General features: G+C 30.0%; 13 protein-coding genes and 1 pseudogene. 11 read left to right on the forward strand and 3 right to left on the reverse strand.

Features of this window, described 5'->3' with window-relative positions; genetic code table 11:
• The 3 genes and pseudogenes from ACXLDF_RS05270 to ACXLDF_RS05280 form a co-directional block, all read left to right on the forward strand.
• Positions 1–2,486: pseudogene (locus ACXLDF_RS05270) on the forward strand (hypothetical protein); the annotation flags it as partial.
• 428 nt (positions 2,487–2,914) lie between these two features.
• The gene (locus tag ACXLDF_RS05275) at positions 2,915–3,586 is read left to right on the forward strand and encodes a 50S ribosomal protein L16 (protein WP_457557449.1); all 672 of its coding nucleotides are present in this window, start codon (positions 2,915–2,917) and stop codon (positions 3,584–3,586) included.
• A gap of 67 nt (positions 3,587–3,653) precedes the next feature.
• The gene (locus ACXLDF_RS05280; RefSeq protein ID WP_457557450.1) at positions 3,654–5,048 is read left to right on the forward strand and encodes a CoA-binding protein; all 1,395 of its coding nucleotides are present in this window, start codon (positions 3,654–3,656) and stop codon (positions 5,046–5,048) included.
• A gap of 331 nt (positions 5,049–5,379) precedes the next feature.
• On the opposite strand, the gene ACXLDF_RS05285 is transcribed toward ACXLDF_RS05280, so the two are convergent.
• Positions 5,380–6,648, reverse strand: coding sequence for a hypothetical protein (locus ACXLDF_RS05285; RefSeq protein ID WP_457557451.1), 1,269 nt, complete (start codon positions 6,646–6,648; stop codon positions 5,380–5,382).
• A 233-nt stretch (positions 6,649–6,881) separates the two neighbouring features.
• Between ACXLDF_RS05285 and ACXLDF_RS05290 the strand changes: the two genes are divergently transcribed.
• From ACXLDF_RS05290 to ACXLDF_RS05305, 4 genes are all read left to right on the forward strand, one after another.
• On the forward strand, positions 6,882–7,352 hold the full coding sequence (locus ACXLDF_RS05290) for a 4Fe-4S binding protein (protein WP_457557452.1): 471 nt from the start codon (positions 6,882–6,884) through the stop codon (positions 7,350–7,352).
• Positions 7,353–7,425: 73 nt separating this feature from the next.
• Positions 7,426–9,597, forward strand: a complete 2,172-nt coding sequence (locus ACXLDF_RS05295) for an aldehyde ferredoxin oxidoreductase family protein (protein ID WP_457557453.1) — start codon at positions 7,426–7,428, stop codon at positions 9,595–9,597.
• A 164-nt stretch (positions 9,598–9,761) separates the two neighbouring features.
• Positions 9,762–9,959, forward strand: coding sequence for a sulfur carrier protein ThiS (thiS, locus tag ACXLDF_RS05300; RefSeq protein ID WP_457557454.1), 198 nt, complete (start codon positions 9,762–9,764; stop codon positions 9,957–9,959).
• A 121-nt stretch (positions 9,960–10,080) separates the two neighbouring features.
• Positions 10,081–10,620, forward strand: a complete 540-nt coding sequence (locus ACXLDF_RS05305; RefSeq protein ID WP_457557455.1) for a hypothetical protein — start codon at positions 10,081–10,083, stop codon at positions 10,618–10,620.
• On the opposite strand, the gene ACXLDF_RS05310 is transcribed toward ACXLDF_RS05305, so the two are convergent.
• The gene (locus tag ACXLDF_RS05310) at positions 10,621–11,694 is read right to left on the reverse strand and encodes a winged helix-turn-helix transcriptional regulator (RefSeq protein WP_457557456.1); all 1,074 of its coding nucleotides are present in this window, start codon (positions 11,692–11,694) and stop codon (positions 10,621–10,623) included.
• 1,343 nt (positions 11,695–13,037) lie between these two features.
• Between ACXLDF_RS05310 and ACXLDF_RS05315 the strand changes: the two genes are divergently transcribed.
• The 3 genes from ACXLDF_RS05315 to ACXLDF_RS05325 all read left to right on the forward strand — a co-directional run bounded on the left by ACXLDF_RS05315 (position 13,038) and on the right by ACXLDF_RS05325 (position 15,221).
• The gene (locus ACXLDF_RS05315) at positions 13,038–13,277 is read left to right on the forward strand and encodes a hypothetical protein (RefSeq protein ID WP_457557457.1); all 240 of its coding nucleotides are present in this window, start codon (positions 13,038–13,040) and stop codon (positions 13,275–13,277) included.
• On the forward strand, positions 13,277–13,603 hold the full coding sequence (locus ACXLDF_RS05320) for a UPF0175 family protein (RefSeq protein WP_457557458.1): 327 nt from the start codon (positions 13,277–13,279) through the stop codon (positions 13,601–13,603). The genes ACXLDF_RS05315 and ACXLDF_RS05320 overlap by 1 nt, the downstream gene beginning before the upstream one ends.
• Positions 13,604–13,850: 247 nt before the next feature.
• The gene (locus tag ACXLDF_RS05325) at positions 13,851–15,221 is read left to right on the forward strand and encodes an MFS transporter (protein WP_457557459.1); all 1,371 of its coding nucleotides are present in this window, start codon (positions 13,851–13,853) and stop codon (positions 15,219–15,221) included.
• Positions 15,222–15,768: 547 nt separating this feature from the next.
• Here ACXLDF_RS05325 and ACXLDF_RS05330 read toward each other — a convergent pair.
• Entirely contained in the window at positions 15,769–17,199 is a 1,431-nt protein-coding gene (locus ACXLDF_RS05330) for a purple acid phosphatase family protein (protein WP_457557460.1), read from the reverse strand.
• Positions 17,200–17,414: 215 nt separating this feature from the next.
• On the opposite strand from ACXLDF_RS05330, the gene ACXLDF_RS05335 reads away from it, so the two are divergent.
• On the forward strand, positions 17,415–18,338 hold the full coding sequence (locus ACXLDF_RS05335) for a hypothetical protein (RefSeq protein WP_457557461.1): 924 nt from the start codon (positions 17,415–17,417) through the stop codon (positions 18,336–18,338).
• Positions 18,339–18,502 lie beyond the last annotated feature (164 nt).

The following is an 18,502-nucleotide window of genomic DNA, read 5'->3' on the forward strand; positions in this document are numbered from 1 at the left end:
TTAGAGAATCTCTCATTATCGCTGAAAATAGTGAAGTATATTTTAAAAATTCTGAAATAAACACTGCTATAGAATGTTTCAAGCGCAATTATATCTCATATTCCCCGATTATAACAGTCGAAAACACAAATACCACCTTTACTAAGGATTCGAGTGGAAATTCTGAATATAATTCAACTATTGGAATTTTGAATGTTAAACATTCTGAAATTACAATAATGTTTTTAGAAGTTCAAAAACTTAATGCAACTGATCATTCTCGAATTTGTGATCAAAACGTAATTTTCAGACAGATTTTCCTCGATGAAACCTCAATATTTGTAGGAGATGATTTTGATCAAGATGGTTTAAGTGATTCTACAGAAGAACAGGTTTACCTAACCGATTCTAATAATCCTGACACGGATGGGGATGGATATGGAGATGGAGAAGAAATCAAATTTGGTTCCGATCCGTTGAATCCCTTGGATATTCCTGAAGATATTATATCCCCGAAGATAGAATCAACTGCATTACAAAATGAAATTCCATATCGTCAAAATGTTTCGATTCACGTCTTTACAAATGATAATCGGGGAATGGAGAACGTTAAGATTTATTTGAATAACACGCTCCTTTATGAAGAGAATATAACACAGCAAAAATTTTGGCTCAATGGAACGATCGAATTTGAATATATATTACAAACTGCTGACTTCGCTGATGGAAACTATTTATTCATAGTGGAAGCCAGTGATATTCACAGGAATTTCAATAAACTTCAATATTCAATTTCTTTCGATAACACTCCAGTTTCAATTTTCCTTTCAGGTGAATTTAATCTTTATAACAATTCGAGAACAGCCAGCGGTATTATGCCTTCTTTGATCTTTTCAGAAACACCGCAAATTGTCTTCTATTCATGGGATGGCGAACCCAATTCAACTATTTTACAAAATATTCCTGAAGGTGATGGATGGCATTTCTTAAAAATCAACGTGTGGGATACTGCAGGAAACCACAACACTACAACTTTCGCTTTTGAAGTAGATGATAGTGTAGTTTATCCCTATTTAGAGAACAGTTTACAAAATAATGATTACATATCCAGTGATACAGTGATCGAAATAAGTTTCAGCAAAACACCAATAGAGGTCTATTACAAGTGGGATGAAGAACAGGAAAACTTCACTTTACCTCCAACGCCAAAAAGTCAGGGAATTCATACACTGACAATTAGAACGATTTCTGATTTAAATAAAACGCTCATTACAACATTTATTTTTACAATTGACGATTATCCACCTGTAATTGAACTGCTTAATTTAGTGGAATATGAAAGATATTTCAGTGGAACCATTGTTGAACTTAATATATCCGAACCTGTCTCCATATTAGAATTTTCGTGGGATCACGGAAAAAATTTCACTACAACACCCATGCTTCCAGTTGGTGATGGAAATCACACACTTACCATTTGGGCAGCAGACTTTGTACCTCACTGGACAATTGTAGAATATACATTTATTACAGATGATCCTTTGACCCTCAACTTTTTAGAAGTACATAACGGTAGTGTTTTAGAAAGTGGTGTTCCTATTATGATGGATATTCGTGGATCTACTGGAAATTACTTATTTTGGTGGGATAACGATAGTGCTGAATCAGTTAATATTTCCGATTCAAAAAGTTGGCCGATCACACCCCTATTTGATGGTATGCATACCCTATCTGTTTTCATTGAAGACAATCTCGGAGATACACTCCTAACTACACTTAATCTAATTGTAGCTAACCCATTAATTTCAATTACCGTGGATTATCCAACTAATAATACAATCATATCAGATAACCAAGATTTCCATATATCATTTTCACAAACACCAGTAATTACACGATATTGCTGGGATAATGGAAATATAACTAATGAATTTCAATTAATTCCAAAGATTGAAGGAATACATGTTTTGGAGATTTGGGCACTAAATGAACACAACAGTTGGAGCTATGCTCGATATTCATGGATTTTGGATATAAATGATGCCCCAACTGTTGAGCTGATTTATCCAACAGGGGGAGAAATCTTGCAAGGTATAGTAACATTTTCATGGGATGGAAATGATGCAGATAATGACCCACTTGTTTACTCTGTTTACATTCGACTCACAAATAGCGATTGGATACTAATTATTGAAAACTTAGATAGAGAAGTCTATCAAATTAACACGAATGATTACGAAGAAGGAAACTATTATTTAAAAGTTATAGTTTCTGATGGATATTTAGAAGCTGAAGCACAATTAGAAGGAACAATTACATTACAACACACTCCTGATTACGAACCAACAGATTCTCAACCTACAACAGATGATAATCCATTTTATGATTTTAACAATATTCCAGGGTATTCTATAGATATTCTTCTCATAGGATTCGTATCCATTTCATTATTGATGATAAGTATTGTCAATAAGCATCTAAAAGGAGTAAAAAGCACTAAAAATTGAAATAAATTGAAATAAATTGAAATAAATTAAATCTAAATAAATCGAAATAAACTTAATCTGATGAATTTTTAAAAAAGGAAAAAAAAATATTCATCTTTTTTCTTTAATCTACTGTCTTTATCTTTGAAAAATTCTTGAGAAATTTCTTTTTTTTATTATATGTAAAAAAATGGCTCAAAATTATGTGCGAATAAGTTTGCTGCTAGCTGAAATTATTCCAAACAGAATGAACTTATTTTTATTTCGAATTTATTCGAAGATAAGTATATCAAATTGACTCAAACTTATTCGCACATCATTTCAAACGGCGAAAATATATAATTCAAAAAGAAAAGCACAAATATATCACTTTATTCAAAATATATGCCATCAACTAAAAAATTATATATAGCCATTATCCCTTCTTTATATTTTATTTTTTTCATTTTTTGCTGATTTTCCCCCCTATTTTCAAAAAAATTTTAATATATGCTTCATTCACTCATTTAATTATAATTAAAATTGTGATTTTAATGGCTAAGCGCAGATGGAAATGCTTTTCTGTATTTAAAGTAAAAGGTTATCAAAAAAAACGGAGTCGTTCTCACCGCCGTGAATTTGTGCGAGGGGGCGCGGACTCGAAAATTACACTGTTCGATATAGGCAATCGTAAACAACTTGATTGGGATGTTAAAATCGGAATGATTTCCGACCATAATATTAATATCAGCCATTTCGCTCTTGAAGCTGTGCGTACCTCCATTAACCGCCGTCTTCAGAAAAAAATCGGGCGGGCTAATTTTCATTTAAAAATTCGCAAGCATCCTCATACAACATATCGTGAGCATGCCATGATGAGCTTTGCAGGAGCTGACAGGTTATCTTCCGGGATGAGGAATGGTTTTGGTAGACCTGTAGGTAAATGTGCTCGAACACGGGCAGGTGATATAATTATGGAATGTGGTTGTGCGATGAGGCACGTGGAGCAGGTGAAACGTGCTTTTCAGATAGCAGATAAGAAACTATGTACAACTACAAAAATCGTGATTTTGGATGCACGTGAACCAGATATGATTCCTCGAATTCCATTACCCCACGTAAGTAAGTTTGTAAGAGTATAAATCGGCTGTATCACGTAATTTTTCTTTTTTTATTAGATTTTTTATGAAATAAAACCTAATTTTTCTTATGGGAATATATAAAGATTTATTTCCTTTCTTTGCTCCTAAATCCATTGTAATAATCGGTACTTCACGTAATGAATATACTGCTAACGGGATTGTATTAAAGAATTTACTTGAGGCGCGTTACAAAGCACATATTGCCATAGTTCATCCCTTTACAGAAAATATCATGGGTATTCCTACGCTGTCAAATGTTGAGCAGCTTAAAAATGTCAAACCAATTCCTGAACTAGCAATTATTTTAACTCGACATGATTTACTTGAAATTTTAGAAAAATTAGGCCTTATTGGGATTCGTTATATTTTGTTACAGACTGATCTGACCTACATTACAACTGATCAAGAGTATAAAGCAATTTCTAGCAATATCAAAGCGATCTTCACTAAGTACAAAATGAAAATACTTGGGCCATCTATGATTGGTATTATTGATTTTTTTTCAGGGTTCACTTCTTCTATTATTCCAATTCGCTCTCATATTTTACAAATGACTAAAAAAAACCAATGGAATAGTGGTGTAAGTTTCTTAGCTCAAAGTGGAGGACTCTCAGGAGCATGTGGATGGTGGAATCTTCCACAACCTGTTCCTTTTGCGAAAGTTTTCCATATCGGTAAACAAATCCAAATTACTGAAGCTTTAATGTTAGAATTTTTATTTGAAGATCCAGAAACACAGGTAATCACACTATATTTAAAAAAAATAAATGAAGAATTAGTCAATACAGTTCGTAATTTTCGAGGTCTAAAGCCAGTATTATTTAAATATGTTGGGAAAGATCCTAAGCAAGCATTTGCACTTCAAGATGCAGGCGCGATAGCTGTGTCAAATTACATTGAGCTTTTTGAATATGCTAAAGTATTTATGTGGTGTCCTCCTCCAAAAAATGATCACGTTGGAATAATAGGGCCATCTTCTGGAGCAATTAATCTTCTTATAGCTGAAATGCGACAACAATCCATCCATTTGGCTTCATTACAACCTAAAAGTCGTGATTTTATTCTATCACATATTGGTGGTTCAACTTGTGATTTAGGTAATCCAGTTGATTATTGGCCACCAAAAGAATTTGTAGGTACTCAAGTATGCAAAGTTTATTTTGATGCTAGTAAATCATTGCTTCAAGATCCTAATGTAGGCTCGTTATTTTTGGCATTAGAATTTTTTACTGAAATTGAATTTGATTTTGGCATTTTTGAAACAATACAACAGCATTATCCTGATAAACCTATCATCACAATTTTAATTCAAGCAGAACATGAAGGTGCCCAACGGATTATTCAAATAGGAAACGAATTACATATTCCTGTATTTATCAATGAAGTAGAGAGAGGAATTCGAGCTTTAAGGGTTTTATTAGATTATTATCAGATAAAAAGAGATGAAGAAAATAAAAAATAAAATAATTCATGGAGAATCAATAAAACTTATTCGCACTGCACTTTAAATTACTTTTTTTTCTATCTTTATTCCTACTATGAATTTTAAAAGAAAAATTAGTATATAAAAGATTAATTTTACAAAATAATAACCCAAATTACTACAAGGAAACAAAAATCGACGTAATTCTGACTCACATTTGTAAAAAAAAGAGTATTAAAATTCTTCTTTTTTAATAATAAAGATAACATATTGATAAAAAAGTAAAATTAAGAAGGTGCGAATAAGTTTAAGTGAAATCTTTTTTCAAAAATTAACCTTTCATAACAAGTGAAAAAAAAATATAAAAATCTTAATCTTCACCAAAAATATTTTTCAATCCACTAGGAATAGATTCATTTCCTGGAGAATTTAAAAGAATGTAAGGGTTTTTCTTACATTTTGGACAATTTTCACCAATTAACAAGTAGAACTCAAAATTATCATGTAAAGTAGATTGACTTGATTTCATTGATTTTAACTGGATTGATTTATCACATTCACATCGTATTTTATCAAATGTGTGAAAATCAGGAATAACCAAATCAGGTTGATCAACTGTGGAAAATTCTGAAGCATTTAAAAGTGCTTCAGGTAATCTATAATCGCTTTTTGCAGGAAATACTTGTTTAAATTCATTTAATCGTCCTTCTTCATCAAATTTCGCATTTTTAAGAAAAATAAAAAGGTCATTCTCATCATCCTCTGGAATCCCGCTAATACCATATTGGTGTGATGTGGCTGGGCCCATTCCTTCAGGATATTCAAATTGGTAAACAGCTCTAAGAGGTGATCCTCGAGTTCCGCCTTGATTCCGAACAAAACTCACGTTTGTATATCCATCAGAAAATAAAACAAATTGAATCTTTTCTAAAGCTACATTGTTCGAAATTAACCGATCTCTTACATCATCAATGATATCTTGAATGAAAATACGAACATCCTGTATATTTTCACTCTGAATTTCAAATATTTCAGAATTATAAGTGTTTTTAAATTTTTCAAAACGTTTAGTTAACCAAGAGCGTAAAAATTGTGGTCCAATACACATTAATAGAAAAATTGGAATTACCCAAGTTTTACTGCTTTCTTGTCCAAAAATTGTTCCGAGTATGAAATACAGTGCCATTGAAATAACCATTAGAATTATACTAAATGTTCCAATTTGTTTATTAACATGAGTTTTTACTCCGTGCTTTTTAGCAATTTCTTCTGCGGATTTAATTATTGTTTTTACCTTTTCTCCTACTTGAATTCGTTCAAATTCTTCTCGAAGAAACAATCGCCCTCCATCAGCAGTTTCGGGTTCAGTTTCTCCACCAATTAATGGAATAATTAGTTCTTGTTCATATTTTTCAATCAATTTAGGTTGAAAAATTAAATCCAATGCATTATTAATGGCATAGTCGTAAACTTTGATGATTCCTAATTCTTTTTCTAATATTTCTTGAAAATTGAGATTGGTTGGATCCTTTGGAGGTTCTTTGCTTTTTTCTTCTTTTTTATCAAAACTATTCATTTTTTTCTCCCCATCACTTGAATTTTCTTGGATAGGCAGATCATTATTATTTGAATTTTCCATTAAACATCCTCATATTTGCAATTATTTAGCTATTAATACAGCCGTCTATTTTAAGCTGATTTAGTAAAAAGCGCACTGATATTAGAAATTTTGGAATATGATCAATTATTTATACATTTTAAAAAATAATAATGAAAAAAGATAATTGGAATGATCAAAATTATTTAGAAGAAATCAATTTTCTGAATTCGTTATAATAAACAATCTTATTCGCACTTTATCGAGAATTTCTGTTGTGTGACAAAAATCTTTTTGAAGAAGAACATATTACCTCAAACATTCGTGGAGGTTTTCTCAAGATGAGATTATTAGCTAAGATTGAAGAAAATTGTGTAGCATGCCATTCATGTGAAGAAGCATGCAGTAATCTTTATTTCAAGGAAGCAAACCCTTTGAAAGCAGCATTACGTATCATTGAAGCAAGTAATGATTCAGATCCGCATCATATTATAACATGTACTCAATGCGGTGCTTGTATTGATGCATGTCCCACTCAAGCAATAACTCGAGCCAAAAATGGAGTTGTCAGAATTCTCAAAAAGAAATGCGTAGGTTGCTTCATTTGTGTATCAGTTTGTCCTGAAAATGCCTTATTTTTTCATGATGATTTACAAGAACCGTTTAAATGTGTAGCTTGTGGAATTTGTGTAAAAAACTGTCCAACAGAAGCATTATATATTAAAAATATTCCAGAAGATGCCTAATTGGCAAAATTTATCAATTAACAGTCAAAATAAGAAATAAATCAAGAATTAAACGCGCAAAGGTGTAAAAAATATGGAGAATGAAAGTATTAAAAAACTTAAAGAAGCCAGAATTTTGTTAAAAGAATGGAAATATGAATTAAAACAAATTGAAAAAGGATACTGTAATCGAACACTTTACATTAACATTTCTAATAATGTTATTGAATCAAAAGATGTAACCACAGAAATGAAGGAAAAATTCATTGGAGGGAGAGGATTTGGGTTATACTTGTTATGGAAAGCAGTAAAAAGTACAACAAAATGGCATGATCCTGAAAATGAAATTGTTATCGGAACGGGACCAATTTGTGGAATTACTCAATATCCAGGTGCTGGTAAATCTTTACTTGTATCTATCTCACCATTAACAGATATTGTCATAGATAGCAATGTAGGTGGTTATTTTGGCCCTTTTCTGAAATTTGCTGGCTGGGATGCGCTCGAAATTCAAGGAAAAGCCAAAAAAGATATAATTATTTTCATTGATGGAACAACTGGATCAATAAAAATTGAAGAGGCTCCTTTAGAAGCAATTGATAGTCATGTATTGGCGGAACAGCTAACCGAAATGTACGCTGATGATGAATATGATAAAAGAAATATTTCTGTCGTTTCATCTGGAAAAGCGGCAGAATTTGTTCGAATGGGAATGTTGAATTTTTCATTTTACGATCCTCGTCGAAAAGTTGTTAGGGTAAAACAAGCAGGACGGGGTGGAATTGGCCGTGTGTTTCGAGATAAAAAGATTAAAGCAATTGTAATCAAAAATAAAGCAACTAAAGGAAATCTGAACAATCCCGTAAACAAAGCATTAATTAACAAGGCAGGATTACGATTGCATCGTGAAATTCAACAATATGATGATAAACAAAATCGAATGCGCCAAGTCGGAACTGCAAATATTATTGAAATTATGGATGAATATGATTTACTCCCCACTCACAACTTTAAATTTGGAGGCCATCCAGATGCAAAAAAAATTTACTCCAATGTGTTTCGGGACAATTATTTGACTCAAGGATTGCCTGATGGATGCTGGTACGGGTGTTCAATGGCTTGTTCTAAAGCTGCAGATAAATTTGAATTAAAAACTGGTCCTTATGCAGGTCAAAAGGTTACAGTTGATGGGCCAGAATATGAAAACGCTGCAGGATTAGGTGCAAATTTAGGCTGTTTTGATCCTCAGTTTATTTTAGAAGCTAATTTCTACTGTGATACATACGGTATTGATATTATTTCATTTGCCACCAGCACTGCATTTGCAATGGAATGTTACGAAAATGGTGTACTTAATTCTGAAATAACAGGTGGAATTGAACTTAAATTCGGAAACAGCGCTGCAGTTTTAGAGGTTTTGCATCAAATGGCTCGAGGCGAAGGTTTTGGTGTTGTAATTGGTCAAGGGATTCTTAGAATGAAAAAGTTGTTTATTGAAAAATATGGAGCTGATCCAAATTTCGTTAACGATATTGGTATGGAACAGAAAGGATTGGAATATTCTGAATATCAAAGTAAAGAATCTCTCGCTCAACAAGGAGGATATGGTTTTACAAATAAGGGCCCTCAACATGACGAAGCATGGTTGATTTTTATGGATCAAGTAAACAACCAAATACCAAGTTTTGAGGATAAAGCTGAAGCTTTACATTATTTTCCCATGTTTCGTACATGGTTTGGGTTAGTTGGATTGTGCAAATTACCATGGAACGATATAACCCCCCCAAGTAATAAGAATTATCCTCCTACTGAGGCAGCAAAAGTTCCTGAGCATGTAGAGAATTATTGCTGGATATATGAGGGAGTGACAGGTGAGAAATTAACACCGGAAAAATTAATTTTGCAATCAGAACGCGTCTATAATTTTCAACGTATTTTTAATATTCGTTTAGGAAAAGGACTTAGAGAACACGATGCAGTTCCGTATCGTGCAGTAGGACCTGTTACTGAAGAAGAATATAAATCTCGGGAAGAAAGATACGATAAACAAATGAAAGAACTGATTGGTATTGATCCAACGGGAAAATCGATTGCGGAAAAAGTTGCTATTGTTAGAAAATACCGACTTGAACAATATGAAAAATTGATGGATGCAGTTTATGAACGCCGTGGTTGGAATAAGAATGGAGTTCCTACAATTGAACATTTACGAAAGATTGGGATGGATTTACCTGAATTAATTGAAATCATTAAACCATTACAATGATTTCAATTTATGTTCTTTTATTGTTACTTTTTTGATTCTTTTTTGATTCTTTTTTCTATTCTGGTGCGAATAAGTTTTTTTTTATTTAAAAAATTATTAATCTGATTTTAGGATATTGTGGTAAAAATTATGAATTTTCAATTATTTCATTATTTGAGAATAAAATGATTCAAGTTAATAATAGAGATTTTGAATGGTTTGAAGGTTTGACAGTCAAAAAGCTTTTGGAATTAAAACGTTATACATTCCCAGAAATTGTAGTAAAAATTAATAATATCTATATACCTCCAGAAGAATATGAAAAAACACTAATTGAAGACGGTGATGATGTGTTAGCCTTACATATGTTTGGTGGAGGCTAAGAATAAATTAGATCACAATTATTTACATCATTATTATCAAAAAAATTTTTTAAATTAAAATTATAATTCCCAAAAGTTTTTTAAGCTGAGCGAGATAACCCTAAATGAAAGAGGGTAAACAATGAATGAGGGAAATAAAGTAGAAGAACCTATAGTACTTAAAATTTCAAGTAATTTTCCCATTATTTTCAAAGGTGTTCATAAACATTTTGATTATTTGAATAATCTTTATCATGCGAATCAAATTCCCTTTTATATTGAAGGAATTGAAGAAGGTTTTCTTTTTATCGCACGCTATCAAAATATTTTCGAAAAAATTGCTGATTCAGAAATTATTTCTCGTAAATTAAAGGATGTTCAAGAAAATCCTCCAATTATTAATAAAAACTTCGAAAAACTATTAACTTCAATTGAACAAATTCAATCTAATCAAAAAACAAAAAAATTAAACTTAATTTTCAAAATTGAATGCAATATGAATAATTCTGAGTATCTTTTTGAAATTATAAAAAAAGGATTCTTTCGAGTGAACCCAAATATTAAGGTATTACCTGCAGATTTTAATCTGATTGAAGTTGAATTTAAAAGCATGGATGAATTTCGATCATATATCAAACTTTGGATATCTTATACATCTGATTTAATTGATCGTCTAAATTAATTAATCTAAAGGAAATCCAAGAATCTTTTTTGTTATATCATAGAAAGTAAAATCTTTAATAACCTGCATCTGATCAAATACATATTTTCGAGGGGAAGGAGTATAATTTAATATATTATTTTCTTTCAAAAACGTTAATTTTCTAACTTTATCCTCTTTATATGCAGAATACTCAGGATAAGCACTTATTATTACAGCAGTAAATTTCCGATGTGCACAGAAAAGAGTTGAAGGAGAATTTAACTGTTGTATGATTTCTTTATTTATTTTTGCTGTTGGACTAAATTTTAGGTGATAAAAAACTAATAATTTAAAACCAATTTTTTTTAAATTTGGAATAATTTTAATTCGAATTAGATCTTCACTAAAGAATTTTTTTTTCATGCGAGCAACAGTATGTCGGGAAAGATCTACTTTTTCTCCTATTTCTTGCATGGTTGCTTTAGGATTTTCAATTAAAGCAATAAAGACTTTTTTCTCTTTTTCATTTAAAGTAGTTTGTGGTTGTGGACTAAACCATGGTTTAGTAACTGATGGTTGAAGTTTAATTCCATTTAAAGAATGTGAAAAATGATAATAAAATAAACGTGAATAGTCAAAAAATTCATCAATGGAACTAATTTTAAAGGGAAAAATAACTTCTCGGGGAAATTCTTTTTCCAATAATCCTTTTTCACCAAATGTTTCAGTTCTTTTTTCGTTTATTGCACAAAAATTACTATAATTTTGAGTAAAACTTAATGAAAATCCCATTTCAGGAGCACCAACGGAATAGAATATTTCTTGAGCACTCTCAATCTTATCTTTGGTAATTTTCACTCGTTCTTCAAAATCAATGGTTGGATTGAACGAAGTAAAAATAATTCCTAAAAGCTCAACACCCAAACGATTTAATTGCGGAATAAAATGGTAAGAAAAAAAATTATTTTGCTCTAGTCTTTTTTTTATAGAGGTTAAGGTTGAATCTTTCATCTGGAGTAATGCAGCTAATTCCTTATCATTTTTTTCAGGAAACTGGACGATCCCGTACAATACTCGCTCTTCATTTGGAGTTAGGTTTTTAATATCGGACATTATAATAAAAGCTCCATAATATTATTCATTTTATTCTAAAAAGAATATGTCAAGTGTGTCAGTGAATATTTAACTTACATGAACATGAATTCATTCTTAAAGTTTCCCATAAAAGCGCATTTTAATAGTAAATATGTGCCAAAAACTTACTTTTTAGACTCAAATTATAATAAAATGAAACTATTTTACTTATTTTGAATTTTAAAAAAATCTTTTTTTGAACTAATCTACACACAAATATCATATTCTATTTCAATATTGGGCTAATTTTAATTAATTTGCTGAATATTTATATAGTTGTATTGATCTTATGATTTTGGATTATATTAATTACACAAATTATTTTCAATTAATGCTTATTAATAATTTTTCTTTTTAATTAGCAAAGAATCACAACCTAAACAAAAAACATACATCCAATCCCACCTTTCAACAATAACAATCACAACATTTTTTATTTTGTAAATAGAGGGTTCTTAACATGAACCTTTCTTTTTTTTTAAACCTTTAAGGTTTTTTTTCTTTATACTCATACCATTTTTTGAATTTAATATTAAAGATTGAATCATCATAAGATTATTCATAAAAAATCATACTGATTTGCTTTGTAACATACCATTTAAACTCATTAAGAGTATAATCTCTCTTGTGTTATCCCTTTTTTATACTAACAACTCTCTATCATAGCTACAATTTATAAAAGAATGCACTGGCAAAAATATCAAATAATTTTTAGTCAATTTATGCGATCTAGTTGAAAAATAGATGCATCTTAACATTGAAAACTTATTCGCACCCCGTTTCTATATTCCACCTCTATTTATAATCTTTAATCAAGTATCTTATCCAGGCTTTTTGATTCTTCTACAGCTGATAAGTGGTGAAAAATCTTGAAAGCTCACTCCTTGTTTCATCTTCAACCAACAATTCTGATTGAAATTGTGCTTGAATATCCCACAGCATTTCATTATTTTTTCTAATTAAGATCTCAATTTAGTTGTTGATGATTAGGCTTTTTTTATTATTTTTACACGTATACGAGCAATATATTTTTTTAATTATAATTGTATATATTTATTGTGAGATGGATATTGGATGCTTGTTCATTAATTTTATTGGTTCAAGCAAATTAATTTGAAAATTTTGCCAATCTTGTCTAATATCCTATTGTCATAGATACTAATGTATATACAGAGGTTGTAATACAAGGAAAGGAATTTCATTATCCTGATGCTGAAAAAGCAGAATTAATATTGAAATAATATAAAATTCCTATAATTCCAATTGATATTTCTAATGATTTATATTTATTTCGAGACCCAGGTGAAACAAGTTGTTTTGTTTTGGGTAAAGAATCAGGGATAACTATTACAGCAGATAGAAGAGCCTACAAGAAATTTCGTCAGCACATAATATATGTTATGAAAATTGAACAATTTTTTTTTCAGAAGTTCAAAACTAAAGAAATAAATGCAGAAATGCTATTATCAGTGCTTTTAAACCTTGAAGAAGTTCATGCAATTTCTGTAAAAGAATATTATTATTTAAAAGAGTTAATACAAAATACAGGAGAAAATGATTAATGGCTAACGTAATTTCTACGCGTATGAAGGAGAAAGAAATTAAAATATTGAATGAAATATCAAAAAAAGAACATATTGATCGATCATCGCTTATAAGAAAATTCCTTATACAACAAATTCAAGAATATAAGATGAAAGAATCTGCAGAAAAATATAGAAAAGGAATAGTGAGTATGGCAGAAGCTGCATCTTTGGCAAATGTTTCCATATATGAGATGATGGAATTTTGTCAAAGAGAACAAATAACCGCCCCCCAACCAAGTGATGATGAAATTAAGCAAGAAATGAAGCATGCCCAACAAATTTTCAAAAAATTGAATAATTAAATTGCTTTAAATATAAATTAATTTGTACCAAATAGTGCGAATAAGTTTCAACTCATTTCTTTAGTAGGAAATTTTGAAACGATCTGATTACATTCTTGATTAATATATAGATGTGGTGTGACTTCATATTAATAAAAATGCAGGAAATTCATCAAATTAATCCACAATATTGATTTTTTTTAGCATAATCATATTTTTAGCATTTTTTATTAACTTTTTTATAATTAATTGATCTAATTATAAAAACATGGAATCAAATAATTTTACTGAATTAGAAAATAAAATTCCTGATTCATCCACAAAAAAAATGCTTCTATTTGCATTCCCACGCATTGGATCCTCTCTTCTATTAGGATTAATTGGTTTTGCCTTATTTGCTTTATACACTACTGGTTTTGGTCTTGATGAAACGAAGGTTTCTATCCGAATTTCAATTGGATATATCGCAATTGCAATTTCTCAACCGTTTTTTGGCTGGATCAGTGATGTTACCTATATTAAGAAAATTGGTGGTCGAAAACCTTATGTTTTTTTACTTGCACCTGTATTGGTAATTTCTTTTATTTGTCTTTTAATTCCCCAATTATTTTTAGATAATCCATCAGAGCAATTACTTTTAGGATGGCTTTTTCTTTGGAATACTATATTTGAAATCTCGTACGCTGTTACAACTCCTTACCAAGCGTGGATGGCAGAGCAATTTAATGTTAATGATCGCCCAAAATGTTCTCAAATTCAAAATATTTTTAATATAACTGGACAAATCATTCAAACTCTTTTTGCTTTGTTAATTTTAACTGATTTTAATGACAAAATTGCTGAAGATCCAAATAACATTCCTCCTACTTATTTTTGGGGAGTAATTAGCTTCGGAATAATTTTTCTTATTAGTATATATTTTAGTGCAATTTTTATGCCGACTGAGCCTCGTAAAGTTGAAAAACCGAATTTAATTGAGAATTTTAAAGTTGTATTGAAAAATAAAAGATATCAACTTGTTGTTTTCATGCAAGGATTTGCCTCGATTGGCTGGGTAATGGCGGGAACAGTAATTCTGAAATATTTAGAAGAAGTTCTCTTTCTAGATACAACTCAAAAAATAATTGTTTCTGGTTGTTTGGTTCTTGGAATCATGTTCTTTTTAGGTTATTGGAAACGATCAATTTCAATTCATGGAAAAACCAAAAGTATTAAACGAGTTTTCTTATTTGGAATCATTTTTATGCCACTCTCCTTAATAGGATTGATTCCTGTAAATAACACTCTATTTCTAGGATTAATTCTAGTTGGAAGTTATGCTTTTGTAATCGGGGGTTGGTATCTCTTCCCATATATTATGTATGCAGATCTAGCAGAAGATGATGAACGACAAACGAAAGTTCAAAAAGCAGGTTTATATGTAGGATATCCGAGCATTATACTTAATCTATTTCAAGCATTCGGTGTCTTTTTACTTGGTGAACTATATTTATTTGGAAATATGACAATCGGAGATAGAACCTTCAAAATTGGAAATATTATATGGGGTCCTGTAGTTAGTATAATTTTAATTGGTGTTTATTTCTATACTAATAAATATGTACTTATTGATTTTGATTGGGAAAGAGAAAAAGAATAAAATGAATTAATCGAAATAACAGAACTTCATCATTATATTATACATCTTATTTTTCATCTTTTTTCATCTTTTTTCATCTATCACCTTTATGTTACAAATATTCATAGATTTCATTAAATCCAAGATCTGCATAGAGATTCCATGCTACATTGTTATTCTTAACAATTTGGAGAAATGCTGAATGGCATGATGACTTTTTGCGTGATCAAGCATATTTATCATTAATTTTCTAACAAATTCTCTTCTTCTATATTTAGGGGGCACTACAACGTCAAAAATTCTATAATATTACATTTGCAGTACACCAATACTACATGCAACGGGAATTTTTGCTTTTGATTCAATTTATACTTATTCGCAGTTAAAATTTTTTTGATCAAACTTAATCGTACTTGATCAGAAAAAATTGTCACAACCATTTCTTAGAAAATAAAAATTCTTTTATCAAATTCTATTTTTTATAATACTTCAAAGTATAATTCCATGACCCATTTTTGAAAATAAACTTATTCGCACTGTAATTATAAAAGAAAATAAAAAATAGTAACTATTTAGAAATAGTTACATTATAAAGAAGAACATTTTCAGGAGTTCTAAAAGAGACAGTTACATTTCCATTGTTGAATTGCACATCAGCAAATCCGAAATGTGTATTATCAAAAAACATGGAATTTGGGGAATAATATGTTGGATCAAGATCATGGGGACCTCCCATCGCTCCGACGATAAAATAATTCACACCTTCTTGATCAATGTGTTCCATTTGATGATCATGCCCGGAAAAAACCATATCTACTCCATATTGCTTGAAGAGCGCTTGAAAAGTATTAATCATATCAGGATTATCATACCAAGGGACCCCTTGATATTCAGTACTGGATGCATAATAATATGCATGGTTCATAACGATTATCCAATCATCTGGATCAAGTGCTTTAAGCTTATTTTCAAACCATGTTTGCTGTTCTTTTGTATATGTCTCAGTTCCCCACTCTAAATCTAGTGTGAATATATGAATATTTGTTCCAAAATCAAATTGATGCCATAATTGAGAATCACTGGAATCATTAGGTGTCTCAGATGGATAGAAATATTCTTTCCAAAATTCAATACCGCCAAACCATGCATCGTGATTTCCAACTACATTTCGATATGGTATTAATGTGGTAAATTGAGAAAATAGATCTATTTGTTCTTTATACATTGAATCGTCATTCCCCATATCAACTATATCACCCAAACAGAAAAACGCACTAAATTGATTAGCAGGATTAACCATTTGTTCTAAAATATGAATCGTAGCTGTACGATTAGCTTCTTCTAATCCAATATGAGCATCAGAACTAATACCAAAACGTAAATTCTCTACGGTTGAAGGAAAATATGTAAAATTATAAATAGTGCCTTCTCCATTTATTTGGTAAAAATAGAGAGTATTCGGAACTAAATCAGCTAATACAAAAGCATGAGTCTTTGATTTGCTATTCTCATCTATTCGATTAGTCATGTCAGTAGTTGTTCCATATCTTATCCAATTTATAGTTCCTTTTTGGGTATAAAATGTAACAGCTAAATTTGGAAATCCACTGGATCCTGGTTGATCAATAATCATCAATTCAGGCGCTTTATCTCCTACATGTTTGTATGGTGATAAATAGACCAAATATGCACTAGGTAAAATTATTCCTATTAAGACCAAAGCATAAATATATTTTCCTGGAATTTTTTTTGGTGATTTTACTTTAACAGCTCGAATAAAAAAATCAGTCAAGAATCCTATAGGAATTAAACCAGCAATTAAGCAAATAAATATAAATATCTTATTTTGAGCTGGATTCCATTTGAAAAGATCCATATTTCGATGCAATAAAACAACCCATATTACTAATGCTAGCGTTGCAAAAGAGAATATAAAGCTTAGTAACACTAAAACACGTTTTTTAATACTCCAATTATGTATTATTTCCTTTAACTTCATTTTTTATCATCTTTTAAAAATACTTATGACCATTTAAAAAAATTTTGAATTATATTTTTTTAAATTTGTAAAAAAATTACATCTGATAAAAAGTATTATTTACATCGATATTTAATATGAAATTCAGAGTATTTTTTTGATAACAATGATAACTACTAAAAAGTACCACAATTTTTAAGAATCTAAATATTAATAACTAAAGATGTGAAAATCAAATGAGCGAAGAAATATGGTTAAATTTAGAATGCCCTACATGTCATACACCAAAGAAAGTAAAACTTCCCCGCTTCATTTTTGAAAAAAATTCCAATTCTTTGAAAAAAGTGCAAATTGATTCTGGAGTTTGTTGTGAGCATTCATTTGTTGCATTTATTTCACCGTCATTAAAAATCGTGGGCTATGAAATTATTGATATGATCGCAGATATAACAAAAAAAATAAATCGAAAAACACAGAAATTAACATTATCACAGATTCTTGAAAAATATGGAGAAGAAATAACTCTGTTACTTTTTCATGCTGTAATCATCGAAACTCCTATAATAATATTAGCACATCAGGATTCATCTATTAATCAAGCAATGTTTTTAAATCATTTTTTCAATCAAATTCTACCAAGTGAAATTAAAAATCCGTTTCTCTTCAGCGAAATGCAAGATGAAACCCAATTAATTGGAAAAACGGATCAAGCCTTAGTTATTACCACAGAAAATAAAGTTAAAAACATTTCTTGGGAATCTATACCCTTTAATTTTGAAAAAGAACTGATTGAAAAAGCACTTGATATTTTAGACCCTGAAATGCAAATTGAAGTAATGAGGGATGCTTTAGAAACACTTTTTAAGTACGCAAATAAGATTAACGAAATTTTCAAAGAATGGGAGAGGTTAGATAGACGATATTATCGTAAATTAGGAAAAATTAATGAATACAAACCAAAATTAATTTACATTGAAGATTTAAAATCAGCCGCAGAAAGGGAATTTCAAAATCAAATTTCAGAATATGGTCTTCATTTAATTGCTCAAATTTTGTATCACAGATTTCATGTAAATTTTTATCTGGATAATTTATTCAACCAAGACATTGCTAAAAAAATGCCTAAAACTAAAGGAAAAAGGAAATTTTTTCGAAAATAAGACATTAGATTAGTTATTTTTTTTTCATAATCTTGCTAAAAATATTTTTTATAATATTCGACTTTTTTCATCTAGAGGTATATTTTTTTTTAATATTTTAAACATTATTTTGATTACAATCCTTTTTTTTCAGAATTTTGGTTAAATTTAGTTTTTGATTAAAA

The sequence above is a fragment of the Candidatus Harpocratesius sp. genome, from assembly GCF_054039255.1.

Excerpts from the sequence above, each read along its gene's own strand:
- ACXLDF_RS05325 (WP_457557459.1), top strand. The coding sequence starts at position 13,851 with ATGGAATCAAATAATTTTACTGAATTAGAAAATAAAATTCCTGATTCA.
- ACXLDF_RS05295 (WP_457557453.1), top strand. The coding sequence starts at position 7,426 with ATGGAGAATGAAAGTATTAAAAAACTTAAAGAAGCCAGAATTTTGTTA.
- ACXLDF_RS05330 (WP_457557460.1), bottom strand. The coding sequence starts at position 17,199 with ATGAAGTTAAAGGAAATAATACATAATTGGAGTATTAAAAAACGTGTT.
- ACXLDF_RS05305 (WP_457557455.1), top strand. The coding sequence starts at position 10,081 with ATGAATGAGGGAAATAAAGTAGAAGAACCTATAGTACTTAAAATTTCA.
- ACXLDF_RS05335 (WP_457557461.1), top strand. The coding sequence starts at position 17,415 with ATGAGCGAAGAAATATGGTTAAATTTAGAATGCCCTACATGTCATACA.
- ACXLDF_RS05285 (WP_457557451.1), bottom strand. The coding sequence starts at position 6,648 with ATGGAAAATTCAAATAATAATGATCTGCCTATCCAAGAAAATTCAAGT.
- ACXLDF_RS05310 (WP_457557456.1), bottom strand. The coding sequence starts at position 11,694 with ATGTCCGATATTAAAAACCTAACTCCAAATGAAGAGCGAGTATTGTAC.
- thiS (WP_457557454.1), top strand. The coding sequence starts at position 9,762 with ATGATTCAAGTTAATAATAGAGATTTTGAATGGTTTGAAGGTTTGACA.
- ACXLDF_RS05320 (WP_457557458.1), top strand. The coding sequence starts at position 13,277 with ATGGCTAACGTAATTTCTACGCGTATGAAGGAGAAAGAAATTAAAATA.
- ACXLDF_RS05280 (WP_457557450.1), top strand. The coding sequence starts at position 3,654 with ATGGGAATATATAAAGATTTATTTCCTTTCTTTGCTCCTAAATCCATT.